Genomic DNA, 21,315 nt, shown 5'->3' with positions numbered 1-21,315 from the left:
CATGACCTCACTCAGGACACGACGCTTTACGCTCTCCACCCTGACCGCCGCCATCGCCCTGGGGGCGACCGGGGCTGCACAGGCCGCCGACGTCGACTTCCACGGCTACGGTCGCTCGGGAATCGGCTCGACCACCGGCGGTGGCGACCAGGCGTGCTTCCAGGCAGCCGGCGCGCCGGCCAAGTACCGCCTCGGCAACGAGTGCGAGACCTACGCCGAGCTGGGCCTGGGCTCGACGCTCTACGAGAAGGACGGCAAGACCTTCTATTTCGACAGCCTGGTGGCCTATGTCAACGAGCAGGGCAACGACTTCGAGGGCCTGGACAGCGAAAGCGACGATGGCAACACCATTGCGCTGCGCCAGCTCAACGTCCAGGCGACCGGGGTGATCGAGGCGCTGCCCAACGCGACCCTCTGGGCCGGCAAGCGCTTCTACCAGCGTCACGACATCCACATGAACGACTACTACTACTGGGACCTCTCGGGGCCCGGTGGCGGTATCGAGAACATCGACCTGGGCTTCGGCAAGTTGAGCCTGGCCTGGTTGCGCAACACCAGCGAGGACACCGAGTTCCCCGATGGGCGCCAGAACCTCGCCAACAACACCCTCGACATTCGCCTGGCGGACATCGCGACCAATCCAGGTGGTAGCCTCGAGATCGGCTACGACTATGGCGCGGCGACGCTCACCGATGCCCAGGACCGCGCCGGCATCGATCCCGAGAAGGGGCACATGGTGACCTTGCAGCATACCCAGGGCGATTGGTTCGGTGGCTACAACAAGTTCGCGGTGCAGTATGCCACCGACGGCATCATCGGCGGTTCCGGTCGTACCAACACGGCGTCGACCACGCCGGAGGGCGACATGATTCGCGTGCTCGATCACGGTCAGGTCAACCTGACACCGGATATCGACATGCTCTATGCCGCCATCTACGAGGACCGGGACCTGGACAATGGCCAGGGGCAGACCTGGCTGTCGGCCGGCGTTCGACCGACCTATTACTGGACCGACACCCAGAGCACGGCGCTGGAACTCGGCTACGACCGTATCGACCCTCAGAATGACGGCATGGAAACCGCCGACCTGACCAAACTGACCCTGGCCCAGCAGTGGTCGGCGGGACGCGGTGCCTTCGCGCGTCCGGTGCTGCGCGCTTTCGTGACTTATGCCAACTGGGATGGCGATGTCTACAACGCTGCCAGCGAGTCCATCGACATGGGCGAGGACGACGGCGTGACCGTGGGGCTGCAGGCCGAGGCCTGGTGGTAAGCCTCACGCATGGCGTGAGATGACAGCTTGCTGATCGTTGGCCGGTGCCCTGGGGCACCGGCATTTTTCCTTGTCACTGCTTTCTTGCCACCCCACGAGGTCATGACATGTCCATCGAAGTTTCCCACAGAGCGGCCAGGCGCCGTCTCGCCCTGGCAGGCGCCCTGGGAGCGCTGCTGCTCGGCGGCTGCGCCACGACGCCTTCGGCCACCGAGCACCGGCCCGACGAGGCCTGGCTCGAGAGTGCCAGCGATTGCTGTCGAGGGCTCGATTCCCTGCCGTTATCGCCGCTGGCCGGCCATGACGAGCGGACCTTACGCTTTGGCCCCGAGACGCCGGTTCACCGCTTCGATACCGGTCCCAGCCCCTTTCACGCCATGGAGCTGCCGCGCGGCATGGGGCCGCTGCGCCTGGAACTGATCAGCCGTGTGCGGCGCGACGATCAGGGGCATCTGTCGCTGTTCGCGCCCCTGGTGTTGATCCTCGACGAGACGGGCGCGATACAGCGCCGCTTCGACTGGCGGAAATTCACCTACCAGCCGGCACGGGGCCTGAACGACGACCGCCTTCACCTGAGCTTCGGTATCACGCCCTCGGCCAGGGCCGACCGGCTGGTGGTCCTGACATCCGATGCCGCTCGGGCCGCGGAAAGCGAACTGTTGCACCCGGCACGAGCCCAGGCCCGGGCACGTCATCTCGCCGAGCCGGCGGTGGTCGATCCGGTGGCGCCGCACCTGGCCAGTGGCGAGGTATCGCTGCGGGTGAGGCCGCTGGGCGAGAGCGATGGTCTGCTAAAGCCGCTGCTGGGCAGCGGTGGCGCCGAGGCGGTACCGACGAGCGAGCCACCTCCTGAGCACGAGCCGGTCGAGTCGGCACCTCTCGACTGGCGACGCATGATCCGGGCCGCCCTGGATAGCGGTGACCTGGAGCTGGCGATGACACTGGCCGAGCATGCCGAACGTGCCGGGGAATCGGGCACCCGGCGTTGGCTGGCGGAACGCCTGGAGCGGCGCTGACGGCCACCGTCGGCGCTGGCGGGAAGAGACGCGACGAGGGAGAGGAGGGATAACCGTGACGGTGCAGGACACCCTGGTTCACTACCTGGAGCGCCTGACGGCGCTCATGGAGAAGATCGAGCGACACGATACAGCGGAACACGGCATTCTGCAGGCCAGCCTGGCGCCGGATATGTTCCCCTTGCACACCCAGGCCAGGATCGCGGCAAACTTCGCGCTCCGCGCCTGCTGCCGGCTGGCCAGGGTCCCGGAGGTCTGTTTCGACGCCGGCGACGACCGAGGCGATGGCCAGGTCAATCGCTACGCCAGCGTTCGGGAGCAGCTCGATCGCAGCCGTGAGTTCATCCTGACGCTTTCCATTCCCCGGGATCCCGTGGACTCGCCGCCGGGCGAAGACACGGCGGGACACGCGGCCATCTCCCTGCCCATGGACGAATACATCCAGGCCTTCGCCCTGCCGAACTTCTTCTTCCACCTGTCGATGGTCTATGCCATCGCCAGGGCGGAGGGCGTTCCGCTGGGCAAGGAGGATTTCGATGGCTATCACCGGTATCCGCCCGGCTTCTCCTTTCTCCAGTAACCTGACGGGCCTGGCCGATCGTGACGAGAAGCCGGATCAGCAGTCGCTCGGTGTCAGGCCCGCCAGGCACCCGGCAGGCCCCGGTGCAGAGCGCACCGGGGCGGCTCGCGTCATCGGGCGATGCCGGGGATCTCCACCTGGCGGGGACAGGCCTGCCCCTCGGCATCGAACAGATGGCACTGCTCGCCGGACAGACCCAGCGTCAGGGCTTGTCGGGGCTCGAGGCACGCCAGGCGGTCGAGACGTTGGGTCACGGTGCCTTCGACGCCGTCCACGTCGATGTGGGCGAGGGTCTCGTAGCCGAGCCGTTCGGCGACGCCCAGGCGACCTTGCAGCAGGGCATCGGCCGTATCCGGCGTGACGAAATCCTCGGCACGAATGCCCAGGGTGGCCGTGTCGCCCGCCGTCAGGCGCGAACCATCCACCGCCACGGGCAGTGTCTCGCCGTTGGGCAGTCGCACGCCGGTGCGCCGCTTGCCGGGATCGATGACCGTGACCGGCAGGGTGTTGATGCGAGGCGAGCCGATGAAGGCGGCGACTTCCAGGCTCTCGGGGAAGTGATAGAGCGTCAGCGGTGCGCCGACCTGGGCGATGCGACCGCTGCTGAGCAGGACGATCCGGTCCGCCAGGGTCATGGCCTCGACCTGGTCGTGGGTGACGTAGACCATGGTGGCGCCGAGCCGGCGATGCAGTTCGGCGAGCTGTACGCGCATCTCGACGCGCAGCGAGGCGTCGAGGTTGGACAGCGGCTCATCGAACAGGAATACCCGGGGCTGCTTGACCAGGGTGCGGCCGATGGCCACCCGCTGGCGCTGGCCGCCGGACAGTGCCTTGGGGCGGCGATCCAGCAGTGGCGATAGCTGCAGGGTGTGGGCGGCGGCCTCGACCCGTTGCTTGATCTCGGCCTTGTCGGCGTGGGCGAGCTTCAGTCCGAAGGCCATGTTTTCCGCCACCGTCATGTGGGGATAGAGCGCGTAGGACTGGAAGACCATGCCGATATCGCGCTCCTGGGGCGGCGTCTCGTTGAGACGCTCGCCGTCCAGGCACATCTCGCCCCGGCTGATCTCTTCCAGGCCGGCGATCATGCGCAGCAGCGTCGACTTGCCGCAGCCGGAGGGGCCGACGAAGACCACGAATTCGCCATCCTCGATGCTCAGGTCGATGTCTCGCGAGACTTCGACGCCGTCGTAGTCCTTGCCGATGCCGGTGAGTGTCAGGTGTCCCATTGGTGATGTCTCCCTGTCAGGCAGCGTGGCGCTGCGTGGCGATGGCCAGTGCCCGGTCGGAGGCGTCGAACAGGTGAGCATGCTCGACATCGACGCGCAGGGCGACGTCCTGGCCGACCTGCCAGTCGCTGGGCGCTTCGCTGCGGTGGATCAGCAGGGTGTCGCCTTCCCGTGGCTCGAGATAGACATAGACCTCGTTGCCCAGGTACTCGACATTGACGATCGTGAAGCGGTTGTCGCCCTCGGCGGTATCGAGCCTCAGGTGTTCGGGGCGTATGCCCAGGGTCAGCCGTTGCCCGGGCGCCGACTCGTCGGCCTCCTGGCGCAGCTCGAGTTCGCCGATGCCGGCGACCGTCACCCTGCAGCCATCGCGATTCGAGGTGCACAACTCGGCGGGCAGGAAGTTCATGGTCGGCGAACCGATGAAGCCGGCGACGAAGCGTGTCGCCGGTCGCTGGTAGAGCGTCTGTGGACTGCCGACCTGCTCGATGCGCCCGTCCCGGAGCACCACGATCTTGTCGGCCAGGGTCATGGCCTCGACCTGGTCGTGGGTGACGTAGACGACGGTGGAACCGCGCCGGTGGTGGAGCTGGGCGATCTCGTTGCGCATCTGGACGCGCAGCGAGGCATCGAGGTTGGACAACGGCTCGTCGAACAGCAGGATCTGCGGGTTGCGCGCCATGGCACGGCCCATCGCGACCCGCTGCCGCTGGCCGCCCGAGAGTTCCTTGGGCTTGCGCTTGAGCAGTGTCTCGAGTTGCAGGGTTCGAGCGGTCTCCATGACGCGTTGCTCGACGGTCTGGTTATCGGCCTTGGCCAGCTTGAGCCCGAAGGCCATGTTGTCGTAGACCGTCATGTGCGGGTAGAGGGCGTAGGACTGGAACACCATGCCCACGCCGCGCTCGCGGGGCGGCAGGTCGTTGACGACGTGCTCGCCGATGGACAGCTCGCCGTCGGTGATCGATTCGAGACCGGCGATCAAGCGCAGCAGCGTCGACTTGCCGCAACCGGAAGGGCCGACGAAGACCACGAACTCGCCGTCGCCGATCGTCAGGTCGACGTCCTTGATGATATGGGTGTTGCCGAAGACCTTGTTGAGCTTGTCGAGGGTCACGCTTGCCATGTGGCGACTCCCTGCCGGTTTGTGTTTCCGGCTGTCTGGGGGGATGAATCGAGGTGCAGGAAAGCGGCCTGGTAGGGCGGCAGCGTCAGGGTCTCGCCGTCCAGCGCGGCGCTGAATCCATGATCGTCGAGGGGGCGTCCCGTGGCCGGCAGTCGTGCACGTTGCGTCTCGCCGGTCAGGTTGAACACGCACAACAGGCGCTCGTCGCGATGTTGCCGGATGAAGCCGAGCAGCGTTTCGCCCACATCGATCAGCTCGAGGTCGCCGTCGCGCAGGGCGGGATGACGGCGCCGGAAGCTCAACAGGCGTCGTACGGCGTTGAGCGTGGAGCCAGGGTCGCGCTCCTGCTCCTCCACGGCCAGCGGCAGGTGGCGCCTGTCCAGCGGCAGCCAGGGCTCGGTCGTCGAGAAGCCGCCGAACTCGGCGGAACGCCAGGGCATGGGCGTGCGGGCACCGTCGCGCCCCTTGAATTCCGGCCACAGCACCTTGCCGTAAGGGTCCTGGATGCGCTCGAAGGGCACGTCGGCCTCCGGCAGTCCCAGTTCCTCGCCCTGGTAGAGACAGACGCTGCCGCGTAGCGCAAACAACAGCGCCAGGGCCACCCGCGGATAGGCATCCGGGTCCTCGGACCCGCCCCAGCGGCTGGCACTGCGCACGACGTCATGGTTGGAGAGCGCCCAGCATGGCCAGGCATCGCCGGCCAACTTCTGGAAACGCTCGATCACCTCGCGGATATAGGCCGCCGAGTGCGGCTCGTTGAGCAGGTCGAAGGTGTAGGCCATGTGCAGCTTGTCGCCCCCCTCGGTGTACTCCGCCATGCGCTCGAGCGGGGTGTCGTCACCGATTTCGCCCACCGTGGTGGTGCCGGGATACTCGTCCATCAGAGCGCGCAGTTCGCGCAGGAAGTCGAGATTCTCGGGGCGACTGATATCGTACAGGTGGCGCTGCCAGGTGTAGGGATTGCTGTCCGGGGCGCCCAGGGTCTTGGGCGCTCCTTCCGGCACCGGCGGATTGTCGCGCAGGGCGGTGTCGTGGAAGTAGAAGTTCACGGTGTCCAGGCGGAAGCCGTCGACGCCCAGGTCCAGCCAGAAGCGCATGTTGTCGAGCTGTGCCTGTCGCACTTCCGGGTTGTGGAAGTTGAGGTCCGGCTGGCTGGCCAGGAAGTTGTGCAGGTAGTACTGGCGGCGCCGTGGCTCGAAGGTCCAGGCCGGACCGCCGAAGATCGACAGCCAGTTGTTGGGCGGTGTGCCATCGGGTTTGGGATCGGCCCAGACATACCAGTCGGCCCGGGCATTGTCGCGGTCCCAGCGGCTCTCCCGGAACCAGGGGTGGCGGTCCGAGGAGTGGCTGAGTACCTGGTCGATGATCACCTTGAGTCCCAGCCTGTGGGCGCGCTCCACCAGGTCGGCGAAGTCGTCCAGGGTGCCGAACATCGGATCGACGTCGCGATAGTCGCTGACATCGTAACCGAAGTCCTTCATCGGCGAGGTGAAGAAGGGCGACAGCCAGATGCCGTCGACGCCCAGGCTCGCCACGTACTCCAGCTTGGTGGTGATACCGGCCAGGTCGCCGATGCCGTTGCCGCTGGCATCCATGAAACTGCGGGGATAGATCTGATAGATCACGCCGCCGTGCCACCAGAAGGTGTTGTCCTGCATCTTGTATTCCTTACTAAAGAGATTCAGCCCTTGACCGCGCCGGCGGTGAGCCCCGAAACAATGCGCCGCTGGAAGATCATCACCAGCACCACCAGCGGCACGGTGACGGTGACCGAGGCGGCCATGATCGGGCCCCAGGGCAGTTCGTGCTGACTGCCTCCGGAGATCAGGGCGATGGCCACCGGAACGGTGCGCTGGTCGTCGGTGAGCGTGAACGTCAGGGCGAACAGAAACTCGTTCCAGGCGGCGATGAAGGCCAGCAGCCCTGTCGTCGCCATGGCCGGCCACATCAACGGCAGGAAAACGCGAGTGAGGGTGATCCAGGGCGTGGCGCCGTCCATGATGGCGGCTTCTTCCAGTTCCTGGGGAAGCTGGCGCATGAAGGTCGTCAGTACCCAGACCGTGAAGGGCAGGGTGAAGATGGTGTAGCTGAGCACCAGGCCAGCGGGGTTGTTGTAGAGGTCGAGGACGCGGATCACCTCGAACAGCCCCGAGAGTACCGCCACTTGGGGAAACATCGAGACGCCCAGGATGATCAGCAGCACCGAAGTACGGCCCCGGAAGCGCACGCGACCCAGTGCATAGGAGGCCGTCAGGCCCAGCAGCAGGGCGATGAAGACCACGCTGAACGACACCAGGATGGAGTTGAGGATGGCGCGCACGAAGCTCTTCTCGCCGAGGATCCGGGCGTAATTGACCAGATCGAAGGATGACGGCCAGAAATCCACGCGGAACAGCTCGCTGGAGGGTTTCAGCGAGGTGATCACGGCGTAGTAGAAAGGAAAGATGGCGTAGAACAGCACCACGGCGATCAGCGCATAGAAGCCGAGGCGCTTGAGCAGTCGGAGTACGGTCCGGTTCATTGGTCGACTCCCAGTTGGCGGCGGCCCAGGTAGAGGTAGAGCACCGTGATCAGGGCGATGATCAGGAACAGCAGCGTCGAGGCGGCGCTGCCGTAACCGACGTCCTGGAACTCGACGAGCTGCTGTCGGGCGTAGATCGACATGGTCATGGTGTTGGTCGAGTTGGAGGTCAGCACGTAGATCACGTCGAACACGCGCAGGGCATCGAGCAGGCGGAAGATCACCGCGACCATCAGGGCCGGCGTGATCAGCGGCAGGGTGACGCGAAAGAACACCTTGACCGGGTGGATGCCGTCGACCTCGGCGGCTTCGTAGCAGTCGCTCGGCAGCATCTGCAGGGCAGCCAATACCAGCAGGGCGACAAAGGGAATGGTCTTCCAGACATCGACCATGATCACCGCCCACATCGAGAGGTCGGCGTCGGCGGTCCAAGCCAGGGGAGCGTCGATGATGCCCAGCATCATCAACAGGTGGTTGATGATTCCGAACTGGTCGTTGAGCATCCAGGCCCACATCTTCGCCGAGACGATGGTCGGAATCGCCCAGGGAATCAGCACGGCGGCGCGCACCAGCATGCGTCCCCGGAATTCGGCATTGAGCAGCAGGGCGACGATGACCCCGAAGACCACCTCCAGCGATACCGAGGTCACGCTGAAGAACACGGTGTTCCAGACCGAGGTCCACCAGACGGGATCGGTGAGCAGGCCGTACCAGGCGCCGTCGTCGTAGACCAGGTAGTTTTCGAAACCGATCAGCGCCGCCCGGCCGGTATCGGCCAGGGAGGCATCGGTGAAGCTGAAGTAGAAGGTGCGCAGCAGCGGCCAGCCGGCCACCATGGCCAGGGTCACCAGCATGGGCGCCAGGAACAGCCAGGCCGCGCGTACTCGCTGGCGGCGCACCTTGGTGCCGCGATGGCCGGACTTGGCGGCGCCCCCGCTGTGGGGGGCGCGCTCGGCGACGGGATGAGACATGTGACCTCCAGGCTTACCAGCGGCGACGCTTGAGGCGCGAGAGTTCGCTATCCAGCTGCGATACCGCTTCGGCCCCGCTCTGGTTGCCGGACAGCACGTTGTGCACGGCATTGAAGAAAGCGTTGCTCACTCGACCGTACTTGTCGCCGGTCGGTGACGACGGCCGTGCCACGGCGTTGGTGAAGGCGGGGTAGAGGGTGCCGAAGAAGGGCACTGCCTCGAGGACTTCCTCGTCCTTGTACAGGGTGGCGAGGGTCGGATTGTAGGATGCCTCGATGGCGCGGCGCTTCTGTTCCTTCTCGGAGGTCAGGAAGGCGACCAGGTCAGCGGCCAGGTCCGGATTCTCCGAATAGCGTGAAACGGCCAGGTTCCAGCCACCCAGCGTTGCGGCGCTGCTGTCGCCCTCGCCGTGCGGCAGGGCCACCACGCCGACCTTGCCGCGTACTTCGCTGGCCTCGCTCTGGGCCAGTGCCCAGGCATAGGGCCAGTTGCGCATGAAGACCGCGTTGCCGGACTGGAAGACGCCCCGGGCCTCTTCCTCGGTATAGTTGAGCACGCCATTCGGGGAGATGTCGCCGATCCAGGAGGCGGCGAGGTCCAGCGCCTCGGCCGCTTCGGGGTTGTCGATGGTGATCTCGCCCTCGGCATCGACGATGGTGCCGCCGCCGCTGCCGGCGATCCACTCAAGGGCGTTGCAGGTCAGGCCCTCGTAGGCACGCCCCTGGAAGACGTAGCCCCAGAAGTCGTCGTCGCCGGCTGCGCGCTCCCCGGCCTTGATCTCACGGGCGATTTCGGTCATCTCGCGCCAGGTTTCCGGCGGCTCGAAGCCGTACTCGTCGAGCAGGTCCTGGCGGTAGTAGAGCACGCCGGCGTCGGTGAACCAGGGCATGGCGACCAGGCGCCCGTCCACGGTGTTGTTGGCGACGATGGCCTCGAAATGACCGTCGGCGGCCTGCTCGCCCAGGGTCTCGTTCAGGTCGAGCAGGTGATTGGCCAGCAGGCCGGGCCATACCACGTCGATCTGCATGACATCGATATCACCCGACTGAGCCGAGAGGATCTGCTGATAGAACGACAGTCGCTCGGTGGAAGAATTGGGCGTGGAAACGATCTCGACCGTATGGCCGGTTTGCTCTTCCCAGGCTTCGACGCCCTGCTCGCAGAGCTGCAGCTCGGCCCCTACGGCGCCACAGGAAATGGTCAGTTGTTCTGCGTGAGCTGTCTGGGCAGCCAAGCCAGCCAGGGCGATGGCGGGAATCCATTTGCTGTTCATAGCGCTCCTCGGGAGAATTTCTTGTTGTGCGGCTTCGACGTTGGTGGCGTCCAAGGCGTCATCGAATTCGGCGTGATGAATTGATCATCTTAAACGATTAAGACTTGCCATCAGTTAAGCGATGAAACCAGGGTTCTGCAATATGAACTTTTGTCGTAGTGGTGGCCCTTCCAATACGCCGGGGCATACAGCGATTTTCTCTATAACTGTTTGAAAGTAATTGTTTTTATAGAGAAGTCGGCAAGGTGATTAGACATAGGTGGTATTTAGGAACTGGCCACAACGAGGGTATCGTCTTAATCGATTAAGATCGGTGTTCCACTGATGTGCCTCCCAGGCACTGGGGTGCGCGACAGACGTCGCCGGTTGGTCTCTTCCCGTGACAACAACAAAGGCTTTGAATGAGATGACATTTGCGACCCAACGCCTGCGTAAGTCCCCTCTTGTCCTGGCGGTTGCCGCCGCTGCCATGACGGCCAGCTCGCTGGCGAACGCTCAAGCGGACAGTGATCTCGAGGCGCGTCTGGCCGAACTGGAGCAACGGATTGTGGCCGCCGAGCAGCGTGCCGCCGCCGCGGAAAGGCGGGCCGAAAAGGCTGAACGGGAAATGGCCCGGGAGCAGGCCGACGACTCTCGGCCTGTCGGTCAGGACATCGAGTCGCGTCTTGCCAAGGTGGAGCGCCATGCCAATGGTGAAGAAGGCTTTTCCTTCAACGTCTATGCACGCTCCGGCCTGCTGATCGGTGGAGATGGCAAGAGCACCGAGGGCGGGCCCTACTTGACGCCTGCCGGGCAGCAGGGTGGTGCCGTGGGGCGCCTGGGCAACGAGCCGGATACCTATGCCGAGGCGGTTTTCAACTACAGGATGCGCTTCGATAACGGCGCCAGGGCGAAGTACACCACCATGATCGCCGATGGCGTCACCACCAGTAATGACTGGACGGCTGACGAGTCGAGTCTCAATGTGCGCCAGGTCTATGCCGAGTTCAGCGATCTGCCGAGCTTTACCGGTGCCTTCGAGAACGCCTCCATCTGGGCGGGGAAGCGCTTCGACCGTGACAACTTCGATATTCACTGGCTCGATAGCGATTTCATTTTCCTGGCCGGTACCGGCGGCGGTATCTATGACATGCAGTTTGCCGATAACTGGAAATCGAACCTTTCCATCTATGGTCGCAGCTTCAGCGATTTCCCGGTCGATAGCCATAATCCGGCCGAGGATTCCGGCAGTACCGACAACCTGATTCTCACCTCCAATAACTACTTCGGTAACTGGCAGTGGATGCTCAACGGCATGAGTGCCACCGACAACGATAAGCGTCGGACCGAAGGCAACATCAGCGCCGCGGATCACGGCGTACACACCATGGTGGCTTACCATGGTGACAGCTTCTTCGGCCTGAATGACGGCAACTTCAAGGCAGCAGTGATGCATGGTCGGGGGCTGGGTGCCGAGACCAAGAGCCTCGGGGCCAATGGCCGGTTGAGCGAGGATGCGACCGCCACTCGCCTGGGCCTCTATGGCACGACCTACATGGCCCCCGGGTGGCGTGTGGCGCCGGCGATTCTGGCCGAAACCAGCGAAGACCGTTACGTCGAGGGCGACCAGTATGACTGGGCAACGTTCAATGTTCGCCTGGCCAACGAGCTGACCGAAAACTTCGAGATGCAGTATGAAGGCAGCTACCAGTGGATGGATATCTCGCCCGAAGGCTTCGGCGGCAACAATGCCGTGGAAGGGGATTACACCAAGCTGACCATCGCGCCGACCTTCAAGCCTGAGGTGGGCGGCTTCTGGAAGCGCCCCGAACTGCGTGTCTTCGCTTCCTGGAGCGACTGGGATGAGGAGCTCAACGACTACAGCGCCAATGACGCCTTCGGCAGCACAGGCTTTACGGCCAGCGAGTGGGCCTTTGGCGTGCAGTCGGAAGTCTGGTTCTAAGGATCTTTTCCCTGTGTCTTGCCCTGTGTCGTGATGCCTTGCCCGCCTTTGCGCGGGCTTTTTCATGGCATGAAAACGTGCTCACAATGTCAGCAGGAAGAGGATCAGCGGGGGTGAAAGCAGCGAGAGGATGAAGCCGCTGACCACCGCCACCGGCACGCAGGCGACACCACCGTGCTGCTGGATCACCGGGAGGGTGAAGTCCATGGAAGTGGCGCCGCCATAGCCGATGGCCAGGGCGGCGTGGCGCTGGATGACCAGGGGAATCAGCACGAAGGCCAGCAGTTCGCGGAACAGGTCGTTGAGAAAGGCGATGCCGCCGAGCAGCGGCCCCAACTGGTCGCCGATCAGGATGCCGGACAGCGAGTACCAGCCGAAGCCGGCGGCCATCGCCAGGCCCTCGTTCCAGCGCAGGTCGAGCAGCGGGGCGGCCAGCAGCCCGCCGATCAGCGAGCTCGCCGCCAGGACGCTGGCGATGGCCAGGCCGAAGCGGTTGAGCAGGATCTGCCTGAGCGGCATGCCGGAGTTTCTGAGCTGGCAGCCGATCAGGGCCAGCAGGGCGTAGAGGACCCATTCGGAAAGCGTCTCGGCCCAGGCAAACAGGGGCTCGCCCAGCGCTCCTCCTGCCACCAGGCCGAAAATGACGCCGGCCAGCACCACACCGATCAACGACAGCGAGCCCGCCATGGCAGCCAGCTTGCTGGTGGGCGCGCCAGCCACTGCCCGGGAAGCGTCGACCTCGAGGCGCAGGCGGCGTGACAGCCAGGCCAGGGCCGCCAGGTTGCAGGCCGAGATCACCACGCACAGCAGCAGCGACTGGCCGCCCAGTTGCGTCAGCTTGCCGCCGAGGTCGTCGAGTCCGGCCAGGCTGATGCCCATCAGCAGCAGGATCACGTAGATGGAGACGTTCACGCCCCGATTGATTCCGGCCATGAGCGTCGGGTGGCGCACGCGCACCAGATAGCCGAGCACCAGGGGCAGCAGGACGATCAACAGGCCACTCAACATCGCGACATTCCTTCCTTGGAGAGATACGCTGCCGGCTTCCAGGCTACCGGCAAATCCTCCACTCTAGGCGTTTTCGAGGTGTGGCGGAAGGCCGGCGATCAAGGCGAATCGAGGCGGGTGAGCGTCAGGTGACTGCGCCGCTCGCCGTCGCGGTAGTAGGCCACGGACAGCAGCAATCCCGGCAGGCGAGGCAGGAAGTCGAAGACCAGGCGGCGGTCCGGTTCGTCCGGCTCGGTCACTTCCACGCGCAGCGCCTCGAACCGGCCCGCGGGGAGATCCAGCGTCTCGCGTCCCAGGAGGCGGTAGTCGATGCGCTCCTCGCGCCCGCGATGGTCGAGATAGTGCACCCGGCAGTCCGAGGTGCAGTTCCCGTCGATGGCCTGCCGGGACAGGGCAACAAGGGCGCTCTGGCGGTCCGGCCATGTCTGCAGGGCGTCGCGCTCGAGTCGGTAGGAACGCTGGATGCCCAGCAGCGAGTAGCCCGAGGCGTAGTAGAACGAGTGAACCCGGCCATCCTCGCCGAGACGGAAGCGCCCCATCTCATGACCACTGATGCCCGGCAGTTTGGTACTCATCTCGCTCTGCCAGCCGATACCAGTGCGCTGCAACTGATGCTGGATGTCGGCATCGGGCCAGCCTGACACCTGCAGGTGGTAGCGGGCATCGAATGGCTGCGGTGGCGTTGCGGCAGCGGCGGAACCGGCAAGCAGCAGGAGCAGTGGCAGCAGCAGCCACGAGGGGCGTAGCGGCAAGGCAGGCATGAAAGATCCTCTCGGTGTCGACAGCCTTGGGAACGCGAAGGGAGGCGCGGGGTTCCCGAGGATAGGCAGAACCGGCGGCCATGGCCAGTTTCATGCGGTTCGCCCTGGCCCCGATGCGCTCGTCGCCTCGCCGAACATGGCCTATGCTGGCGGCAGAAGTGCCACTCCATCCACCGAGGAGGTTCATCCCTATGGCCAGGTTATTGCTCATCGCCGGCGATTTCGTCGAGGACTACGAGATCATGGTGCCCTTCCAGGCCCTGCAGGCCATGGGCCACACGGTGGACGCCGTGTGTCCCGACAAGCGCGAGGGCGATCGGATCCGTACCGCCATCCATGATTTCGAGGGCGATCAGACCTATACCGAGAAGCCCGGACATGACTTCATCCTCAATGCCACCTTTTCCGAGGTGTCGGCGGCCGACTATGACGGCTTGGTGATTCCCGGCGGGCGTGCCCCGGAGTATCTGCGCCTGGACGAGCGCGTGCTCGAGGCGGTACGTCACTTCTTCGAGCACGAAAAACCGGTGGCCGCCATCTGCCATGGCGCCCAGTTGCTGGCCGCTGCCATCTCCCTTTCGGGCTTCCGGGTCTCGGCCTATCCGGCCTGTGCGCCGGAGGTTTCGCTGGCCGGGGGCGACTATGCCCAGATCGAGGTCGATCAAGCCATCACCAGCGGCAAGCTGGTGACCGCTCCCGCCTGGCCGGCGCATCCGGCCTGGCTGGCGCGTTTCAACGAACTGCTTTGATTCGCCGCTGCATCGCCGATGGGTAGCCGGGGCCGCCGATTCTGGCGGCCCCGGTCGTTGGGCTCATCGCCGGGCGGCGAGGGCTTTGCTGAGTGCCACCGGGTAAGCCTCGTCGCCCGGGGTGAGGCGGGTGAGGCTTTCCGGGAGGCTCTGGCGGGCCTGTGCCACGCGTTCCCGGGCGGAATCCGCCAGTGCCATGACCTCGGGATCGGGCTGGCCCTGCGCCACGCTGCGCACCAGCAGCGGTGTCCCGTCTGCGAGCCGTTCGTCGCGGCCGGCGATGGTATCTCCGACGAAATAGCCGGCAGCGTCGAAGTGGCGATAGACCTGCTTGCGGCCCGGCAGGTTGGCCTTGCCCGGCGAATGCTTGACCCGGGGCCTGCCGGCGTATTCCACCAGCTTGTAGGAAAGATCGATGACCGGGGCGTCGGTCGAGGCGCCCATCTGGGTGCCGACGCCGAAGGCGTCAATCGGGACGTCGGCCTTCAACAGGGCGTCGATGGCATGCTCGTCCAGGCCGCTGCTGGCGATGATCTTCACGTCGCCGAGGCCGGCGTCATCGAGCAGTCGGCGTGCGGCGGGGGCCAGTTCCTCGAGGCGGCCCGAATCGAGCCGGACGGCGCCGACGCGCAGGTCGGGTTCCTCGTGCAGCAGGTCGATGACTTCACGCACGCCCGTCAGGGTGTCGTGGGTATCCACCAGCAGAGTGGTGTCGGGCATGTGGCGGGCGAAGGCGCGAAAAGCCTCGCGCTCGCTGTCGTGGGCGAGGATGTAGCTGTGCGCCATGGTGCCGTTGAGGGGCAGGTCGTGGCGCAGGCCGCCGAGCACGTTGCTGGTGCCGGCCAGGCCGGCGGTGCGGTAGGCGCGCACGCCGCGTACCGCGGCGTCGATCCCGTGCATGCGACGCAGGCCGAAGTCGACCACCGGGCGCCCCCGGGCAGCCATGACCAGTCGCACCGCCTTGGAGGCCAGGACCGTCTCCAGTTGCACCAGGTTCATGACCAGGCTCTCGAGCAACTGGGCCTGGGCGATGGGCGCGTCGACCTCCAGCAAGGGCTCGTTGGCGAAGACCGGCGTGCCTTCCGGCAGGGTCCAGATGTCGCCCTCGAAGCGCCAGTTCGCCAGCCAGTCGAGGAAGGCCGTGTCGAAGCGTCCTGTCTCGGCCAGCCACGCGATGGCGCGCTCGCCGAAGCGTAGCCGGCTGAGCCGCTCGGCGGCATGCTGCTGGCCGCAGGCGAGCATGAAGCGGCGTTCGGCCGGCAGGCGGCGGAAGAACAGGCTGAAGGTCGCCCGGGCGTTCATTTCTTCGCGCCAGTAGGCCTGGGTCATGGTCAACTGGTAGAGGTCGGTGAGCAGCGCCAGCTCGTCCTCTTCCACTGTCAGCGGGGCGCTCATCGGCATAGTTCGGCACCGGCGTCGGCGAGGGTATCGCGACATTCCTCGATGGCGTCGGGATCCACCGCTGCGCTCAAGTCTTCGAGCAGGCGCGTGGCGAATCCCTCGCGCAGCGCATCGAGCGTGGTGGCCTTGACACAGACATCCAGCGCCAGGCCGCAGACCGTGACGCGCTCGATCCCGCGTTCGCGCAGGTAGTCGCCGAGTCCGGTGTCGTCGAAGGCGGAGTAGGCATCGCGGTCGAAGGCGGTGGCCTTGCTGACGCGTATGGTCGTCTCGGGCAGCGCCAGGTCGGCGTGGAAGGCGGCACCCGGCGTGTCCTGCACGCAGTGCACCGGCCAGGGGCCGCCCCGATGAGCGAAGCTGGCATGGTCCACCGGGTGCCAGTCCCGGGAGGCGACGACCAGGGCGCCGGCTCGCTGCGCCGCGTCCATCTCGGCGTTGATGCCTGGAACCAGTGCGTCGCCGCCGGCCACGGCCAGGGCGCCGCCCGGGCAGAAGTCGTTCTGCATGTCGACCACCAGCAGGGCATCGCGGTGGTCGTAGTCCTGGGTGAGCTGAGACATCGCGCACCTCCTTCACGGGGAATCGGTGGGTGTCAGCCAATGAGGGCGTGCGTCGCTATCGCCCCCGCTATCCATCAGCGTATCGCGTGCACGGGTGTTCGTGTAGGCCGTGGCGTCAGTAGCCGGCCGCCGGATCGATGGTCGGCTGGGGCGTGCCGTTCTCGAAGGCGCGCAAGGCCTCGGCGACCTGGTCGACGGCATCGCCGAGGGGCGTGGGGCCGGCCATGTGCGGCGTGATCAGGATGCGGGGATGCGACCATAGCGGGCTGTCCTCGGGCAGTGGCTCCACCGGGAAGGCATCGAGCAGGGCACCGCGCAGTCGTCCCGCATCCAGGGCCTCGAGCAGTGCCGTCTCGTCGATCAGCGAACCGCGCCCGGGATTGATCAGACTGGCGCCCTCGGGCAGCAGGCCGAGGGTTCGTGTGTCGATGAGGTGGCGGGTCGCGGGTGTGTCCGGGAGCAGCAGTACCAGGCTGCGTACCTGGCCGAGCAGGGTGTCCAGTCCTGCCTCGCCATGGTGGCAGGTCACGGCGTCGAGCTGCTTGGGTGAACGGCTCCAGCCATGTACCGGGAAGCCGTCGGCGGCCAGGGTGGTGGCGACCTTGGCGCCGATGGCGCCGAGTCCCAGCACGCCCACCGGCCAGTCCGCCTTGTCGGTCATGGGGCGCTCGCGCCATTCGCCGGCGGCCTGCTGGCGGGCGTAGTGATCGAAATCGCGCTGGAAGTGCAGTACCCCGTAGCGGACGTAGTCGGCGATTGGGCCGGCCATGCCGGCATCGCGCAGCTTGACGATGGGCACGTCGCGGGGCAGGGCGGGGTTGTTCAGCAGGGCATCGACGCCGGCACCGAGATTGACGATGCCCTTGAGCCGACCGAGTTCGGCGAACAGTTCCGCCGGGGGCTTCCAGGCGGCCAGGTAGTCGACGTCGCGGCGTTGCTCGGCACTGGCCTCGCCGGTCAGGATCTCGGCGTCCGGCAGGCGCCGGGCCAGAGCCTCGCGCCAGTCGTCGGCGCGGTCGTGGTGGACGAGTACGCGCATCATGTCCTGCTCCTGCTTGCCTAGTAGACGAATTGCATCATGGGGGGCGGCGCCTCGCCGAGCAAGTCGGCGAGGCGTTTCAGGCCCTCCTCGAAACGCTCGATGTCGGGCTCGGCGCCGACGCTCAGGCGCACCCGGCGGGGAGCCGCCGTCTGCTCCACCATGAAGGGAACGGCGGTGGTGATGGCCACGCCTTCCTGTTCGGCCTGCTGCTGGAGCTCCTCGGTGCGCCAGGCGGTGGGGAGCGCCAGCCAGACATGCAGGCTGGTGGGACGGGCCGTGCGCGCGTGGCCGCTCAGCAGCCGGGAAGCGAGGCGCTGGCGTTCGGCGAGCAGTTCGCGCTGTTCGCTGGCCATGTGTTCCAGGGTGTCGTCGGCGATCCAGGTATCGGCGATCTCGAAGATCAGCGGCGTGGCCATCCAGGTGGTGGCGCGCATGCGGGGCAAGGTGTGGTGCAACTGTCCGCGCGGCACGCTGAGGTAGCCGGCGCGCAAGCCCGGTACCGTGGCCTTGGTCAGGCTGGTGATGTGAAAGCCCAGATGCGGTACTCGGGCGGTGAGGGGCGTCAGGCCGGGCATCTCGAGCAGGGCGTGGACATCGTCCTCGATGAGCCAGACACCATGACGCTCCAGCACCTCGGCGACGGCATCGCGGCGTTCCTCGCTCATGGTGGCGCCGGTGGGGTTGAGCTGGGTGGGCGTCAGGCAGACGGCCCGTGGCTTGAAGCGTCGGCAGGCGATATCCAGCGCCTCGGGCAGCACTCCCTGGTCGTCGATGGCCACGCCGCGCAACTGGAAGCCCAGGGTGCGGGACAAGGCGATCAGGCCATGATCGGAGAGTGCCTCGGTCAGCACCAAATCGCCGTGCTGGACGATAGTGGAGATCGCCAGCAGCAGGCCATGAGCGGCGCCATTGCAGAGGATGCGGTCATCCGGGTCGCCGGGGACGCCGAGGCGTCGGGACAGCCATTCGCTGGCCCTTTCGCGCTGATGGGGAAGTCCGGCGATCGGGCGGCTGGCGGTCACTACATCGGGACTGGCCTGCTCGGCGAGCAGGGCCAGGGTTTCGCGAAAGCGCAGGTGGTGGCCCGGCGGGCAGACCGGATGGGCGATCGACAGGTCGATCAGCGCATCCTCGGGACGGGGTTCGGAATTGCGCAGATAGGCGGATTCCCGGGTATCGTCGAGGGCATTGATCCAGGTACCGCTGCCGGTACGTGCCTGGACCAGCCCCATCTTTTCGGCCTGGGCGTAGGCGCGGGAGACGGTCTGGACGCTGACGCCCAGGGTGTCGGCCAGCTGACGATGCGGCGGCAAGCGGGTGCCGGGTGTCAGCTCGCCCTGGCGAATTGCCTCGGAAAGTGCCCGGGCAATGGCAAGGTACTTGGGGCCCGTCTCGGAGAGATAAGGCGTCAGGTCGATTGTCATGATTCAATAAAGCCTTTGACCGCCCGCCAAGTGGTGGTGATAGTATCAGACTAGCGATATTGGCCGGTAATTGTCATGAGACATGTTAACAAATGTCATGACAATGAACATGGCCCTGACACGGTCGGCAAGTTAGCGCTATGCCCCGGTGCCTCGGGCAAGAGGCAGCCGGATATCGGTGACATGATCGTTTGGCGAGCGATTTCATGATTCAGGTTTCATTACCCTTCACCCGCGAGGAATATGCTGGCCGGCTATGGAAGGTGCGCACCGAAATGGCGAGCCGGGGTATCGATGTGCTGGTCATCAGCGACCCGTCCAACATGGCGTGGCTGACCGGCTACGATGGCTGGTCGTTCTACGTGCATCAGTGCGTGCTGCTCGGCCTCGAGGGCGAACCGGTCTGGTACGGGCGACGCATGGACGCCAATGGCGCCTTGCGTACCTGCTGGATGGATCCGGACAACATCACCTATTACCCGGATCACTACGTCCAGAATCCGGACATGCATCCCATGGATTACCTGGCCCAGACGATCCTGCCCGATCGCGGCTGGCACGAGGGTGTCGTGGGCATGGAAATGGACAACTACTACTTCTCGGCCAAGGCCTACCAGTGCCTGCTGAGGGAGTTGCCCCATGCGCGCTTCGCGGATGCCAACTCGCTGGTCAACTGGTGTCGCGCCATCAAGTCGCCCCAGGAAATCGAATATATGCGCGTCGCCGGCAAGATCGTCGCCGGCATGCATTCGCGCATCCTCGAGGTCATCGAGCCGGGCCTGCCCAAGAGCAAGCTGGTGTCGGAAATCTACCGGGTCGGCATCGAGGGCTGGACATCGCCCGAGGGCAAGGTGTTCGGCGGCGACTATCCGGCCATCGTGCCGATGCTGCCCACGGGCAAGGATGCGGCGGCGCCCCATCTGACCTGGGACGATTCGCCGTTCCGCGAGGGCGAGGGAACCTTCTTCGAGATCGCCGGGGTCTACAAGCGCTATCACGCGCCGATGTCGCGCACCGTCTATCTGGGACGGCCGCCCTCCGAGTTCGTGCGTGCCGAATCGGCCCTGCTCGAGGGCATCGAGAACGGCCTGGAGGTGGCCAAGCCCGGCAATCGCACGGCCGATATCGCCATGGCGCTGGGTGCGGCCATGGACAAGTACGGTTTCGACCGGGGGGGCGCGCGCTGCGGCTACCCTATCGGCATCAGTTATCCGCCGGACTGGGGCGAACGCACCATGAGTCTGCGTCCCTCCGACGAGACGATCCTCGAGCCGGGAATGACGTTCCATTTCATGCCCGGTCTGTGGGTGGAGGACTGGGGCCTCGAGATCACCGAGAGTATCCTGATTACCGAAAGCGGTTGCGAGACGCTGGCCGACTTCCCGCGCCAGCTGTTCGTCAAGTAAGGAGTCACCATGAGCAAGCAACCCGGCCAGCAGCGGCCCAGCCCGATTTCCGCCACCGTCGACTTCGAGGCCGATGGCGTCCAGCACGGCTTTCTCAAGCTGCCGATCTCCAATGACGAGTCCGCCTGGGGCGCGGTGATGATTCCTGTCACCGTGGTCAAGCGCGGCGAAGGACCCACGGCGCTGCTGACCGGTGGCAACCACGGCGACGAGTACGAAGGCATCACCGCCCTGCAGAAACTCTCCAGCCGGTTGCGGGCGGAGGACGTCCAGGGCCGGGTGATCATCGTGCCGATGATGAACACGCCCGCCTGCACGGCCGGCCGCCGGACCTCGCCGATGGACGGCGGCAATCTCAATCGCAGCTTCCCGGGGGATCCGGACGGTTCGGTCACCGAGAAGATCGCCGACTACTTCACCCGCGTGCTGGTGCCGATGAGCGATGTCGTGCTCGACCTGCATTCCGGCGGACGAACACTGGACATCATTCCGTTCGCCGCCTCCCACGTGCTCGATGACGCCGAGCAGCAACGTCGTGCCCTGGAGGGGGCCAAGGCCTTCGGCGCGCCCTATGCCATCATGATGTTCGAGCTCGACGCCGAGGCGCTGTTCGATACCGCCGTGGAGCGCCAGGGCAAGATCTTCGTGGCCACCGAACTCGGTGGCGGCGGCACCTCGACGCCCGAGAGCCTGGCCATCACCGAGCGCGGCATCGACAATTTCCTGGTGCACTACGGCCTGGTCGAGGGCGAACTCCAGGTGCCCGACGAGCCCCAGATCTATCTCGACATGCCCGATGCCAGTTGCTATGTGCAGAGCGAGCACACCGGCCTGCTCGAGCTGACCGTGGCACTGGGCGATCCGGTGACACAGGGGCAGGTCATCGCCCGGGTCTATGACATGACGCGCAGTGGCGTCGCGCCTGTCGAGTATCGGGCCGAACGCGACGGCGTGCTGGCCGCACGTCGCTTCCCGGCCAGTGTCAACATGGGTGATACCATTGCGGTGATCGCCGAGGTCGTCGAGTCGCTCGGCTGAA

Annotated in this window: 19 protein-coding genes; 7 read left to right on the top strand and 12 right to left on the bottom strand. The window is 65.6% G+C overall.

The window, feature by feature from the left end; genetic code table 11:
* Position 1 precedes the first annotated feature (1 nt).
* From HELO_RS14715 to HELO_RS14705, 3 genes are all read left to right on the top strand, one after another.
* Positions 2–1,273, top strand: a complete 1,272-nt coding sequence (locus tag HELO_RS14715) for a maltoporin (protein WP_049786305.1) — start codon at positions 2–4, stop codon at positions 1,271–1,273.
* Between the two features lie 107 nt (positions 1,274–1,380).
* Entirely contained in the window at positions 1,381–2,289 is a 909-nt protein-coding gene (locus HELO_RS14710; RefSeq protein WP_013333437.1) for a MalM family protein, read from the top strand.
* 55 nt (positions 2,290–2,344) lie between these two features.
* Positions 2,345–2,869 (top strand): DUF1993 domain-containing protein, encoded by a 525-nt coding sequence (locus tag HELO_RS14705; protein ID WP_013333436.1) that lies wholly within the window; start codon positions 2,345–2,347, stop codon positions 2,867–2,869.
* 110 nt (positions 2,870–2,979) lie between these two features.
* Here the strand turns inward: HELO_RS14705 and ugpC are convergent, their stop codons facing one another.
* Genes ugpC through HELO_RS14675 form a run of 6 tightly spaced genes read right to left on the bottom strand, consistent with a single transcriptional unit; the run spans position 2,980 to position 9,983 of the window.
* A complete protein-coding gene (gene ugpC / locus HELO_RS14700) occupies positions 2,980–4,095 on the bottom strand; it encodes a sn-glycerol-3-phosphate ABC transporter ATP-binding protein UgpC (RefSeq protein WP_013333435.1) in 1,116 nt (371 codons plus the stop codon).
* Positions 4,096–4,111: 16 nt separating this feature from the next.
* Positions 4,112–5,218 carry an ABC transporter ATP-binding protein gene (locus HELO_RS14695; protein WP_013333434.1) on the bottom strand — a complete coding sequence of 369 codons (1,107 nt, stop codon included), beginning with the start codon at positions 5,216–5,218 and terminating at the stop codon, positions 4,112–4,114.
* On the bottom strand, positions 5,206–6,876 hold the full coding sequence (locus tag HELO_RS14690) for an alpha-glucosidase family protein (RefSeq protein ID WP_013333433.1): 1,671 nt from the start codon (positions 6,874–6,876) through the stop codon (positions 5,206–5,208). The genes HELO_RS14695 and HELO_RS14690 overlap by 13 nt, the downstream gene beginning before the upstream one ends.
* Before the next feature lie 23 nt (positions 6,877–6,899).
* Positions 6,900–7,739 (bottom strand): carbohydrate ABC transporter permease, encoded by an 840-nt coding sequence (locus HELO_RS14685; protein WP_013333432.1) that lies wholly within the window; start codon positions 7,737–7,739, stop codon positions 6,900–6,902.
* On the bottom strand, positions 7,736–8,710 hold the full coding sequence (locus HELO_RS14680; protein WP_013333431.1) for a carbohydrate ABC transporter permease: 975 nt from the start codon (positions 8,708–8,710) through the stop codon (positions 7,736–7,738). Before HELO_RS14680 ends, HELO_RS14685 begins: the two co-directional genes overlap by 4 nt.
* A 13-nt stretch (positions 8,711–8,723) precedes the next feature.
* The gene (locus tag HELO_RS14675; protein WP_013333430.1) at positions 8,724–9,983 is read right to left on the bottom strand and encodes an ABC transporter substrate-binding protein; all 1,260 of its coding nucleotides are present in this window, start codon (positions 9,981–9,983) and stop codon (positions 8,724–8,726) included.
* Positions 9,984–10,389: 406 nt separating this feature from the next.
* On the opposite strand from HELO_RS14675, the gene HELO_RS14670 reads away from it, so the two are divergent.
* Entirely contained in the window at positions 10,390–11,925 is a 1,536-nt protein-coding gene (locus HELO_RS14670; protein ID WP_013333429.1) for a carbohydrate porin, read from the top strand.
* Positions 11,926–12,006: 81 nt separating this feature from the next.
* Here HELO_RS14670 and HELO_RS14665 read toward each other — a convergent pair whose 3' ends face one another.
* A complete protein-coding gene (locus HELO_RS14665; protein ID WP_013333428.1) occupies positions 12,007–12,933 on the bottom strand; it encodes a lysine exporter LysO family protein in 927 nt (308 codons plus the stop codon).
* Between the two features lie 98 nt (positions 12,934–13,031).
* Positions 13,032–13,694 (bottom strand): ubiquitin family protein, encoded by a 663-nt coding sequence (locus HELO_RS14660; RefSeq protein ID WP_013333427.1) that lies wholly within the window; start codon positions 13,692–13,694, stop codon positions 13,032–13,034.
* 191 nt (positions 13,695–13,885) lie between these two features.
* Between HELO_RS14660 and HELO_RS14655 the strand changes: the two genes are divergently transcribed.
* Positions 13,886–14,443 carry a DJ-1/PfpI family protein gene (locus tag HELO_RS14655; RefSeq protein ID WP_013333426.1) on the top strand — a complete coding sequence of 186 codons (558 nt, stop codon included), beginning with the start codon at positions 13,886–13,888 and terminating at the stop codon, positions 14,441–14,443.
* Between the two features lie 63 nt (positions 14,444–14,506).
* Here the strand turns inward: HELO_RS14655 and HELO_RS14650 are convergent, their stop codons facing one another.
* The 4 genes from HELO_RS14650 to ehuR all read right to left on the bottom strand — a co-directional run bounded on the left by HELO_RS14650 (position 14,507) and on the right by ehuR (position 18,870).
* Complete coding sequence (locus HELO_RS14650; protein WP_109637705.1) at positions 14,507–15,838, bottom strand: nicotinate phosphoribosyltransferase; 1,332 nt, start codon at positions 15,836–15,838, stop codon at positions 14,507–14,509.
* Complete coding sequence (locus HELO_RS14645) at positions 15,835–16,404, bottom strand: nicotinamidase (protein ID WP_013333424.1); 570 nt, start codon at positions 16,402–16,404, stop codon at positions 15,835–15,837. Before HELO_RS14645 ends, HELO_RS14650 begins: the two co-directional genes overlap by 4 nt.
* A gap of 115 nt (positions 16,405–16,519) precedes the next feature.
* The gene (locus HELO_RS14640) at positions 16,520–17,443 is read right to left on the bottom strand and encodes a 2-hydroxyacid dehydrogenase (RefSeq protein WP_041602636.1); all 924 of its coding nucleotides are present in this window, start codon (positions 17,441–17,443) and stop codon (positions 16,520–16,522) included.
* A gap of 20 nt (positions 17,444–17,463) precedes the next feature.
* Positions 17,464–18,870 carry a MocR-like ectoine utilization transcription factor EhuR gene (gene ehuR / locus HELO_RS14635; protein WP_013333422.1) on the bottom strand — a complete coding sequence of 469 codons (1,407 nt, stop codon included), beginning with the start codon at positions 18,868–18,870 and terminating at the stop codon, positions 17,464–17,466.
* A gap of 206 nt (positions 18,871–19,076) precedes the next feature.
* Between ehuR and doeA the strand changes: the two genes are divergently transcribed.
* Together doeA and doeB are read left to right on the top strand one after the other, a co-directional pair.
* Entirely contained in the window at positions 19,077–20,276 is a 1,200-nt protein-coding gene (gene doeA / locus HELO_RS14630; protein ID WP_013333421.1) for an ectoine hydrolase DoeA, read from the top strand.
* A gap of 9 nt (positions 20,277–20,285) precedes the next feature.
* Complete coding sequence (gene doeB, locus HELO_RS14625) at positions 20,286–21,314, top strand: N(2)-acetyl-L-2,4-diaminobutanoate deacetylase DoeB (RefSeq protein WP_013333420.1); 1,029 nt, start codon at positions 20,286–20,288, stop codon at positions 21,312–21,314.
* Position 21,315 lies beyond the last annotated feature (1 nt).

The organism is Halomonas elongata DSM 2581 (assembly GCF_000196875.2).
In the GTDB taxonomy this organism is placed as follows: domain Bacteria; phylum Pseudomonadota; class Gammaproteobacteria; order Pseudomonadales; family Halomonadaceae; genus Halomonas; species Halomonas elongata.
The sequence above is the reverse complement of the archived record's forward strand: the minus strand, read 5'-3'. Positions and strand labels throughout refer to the sequence as shown.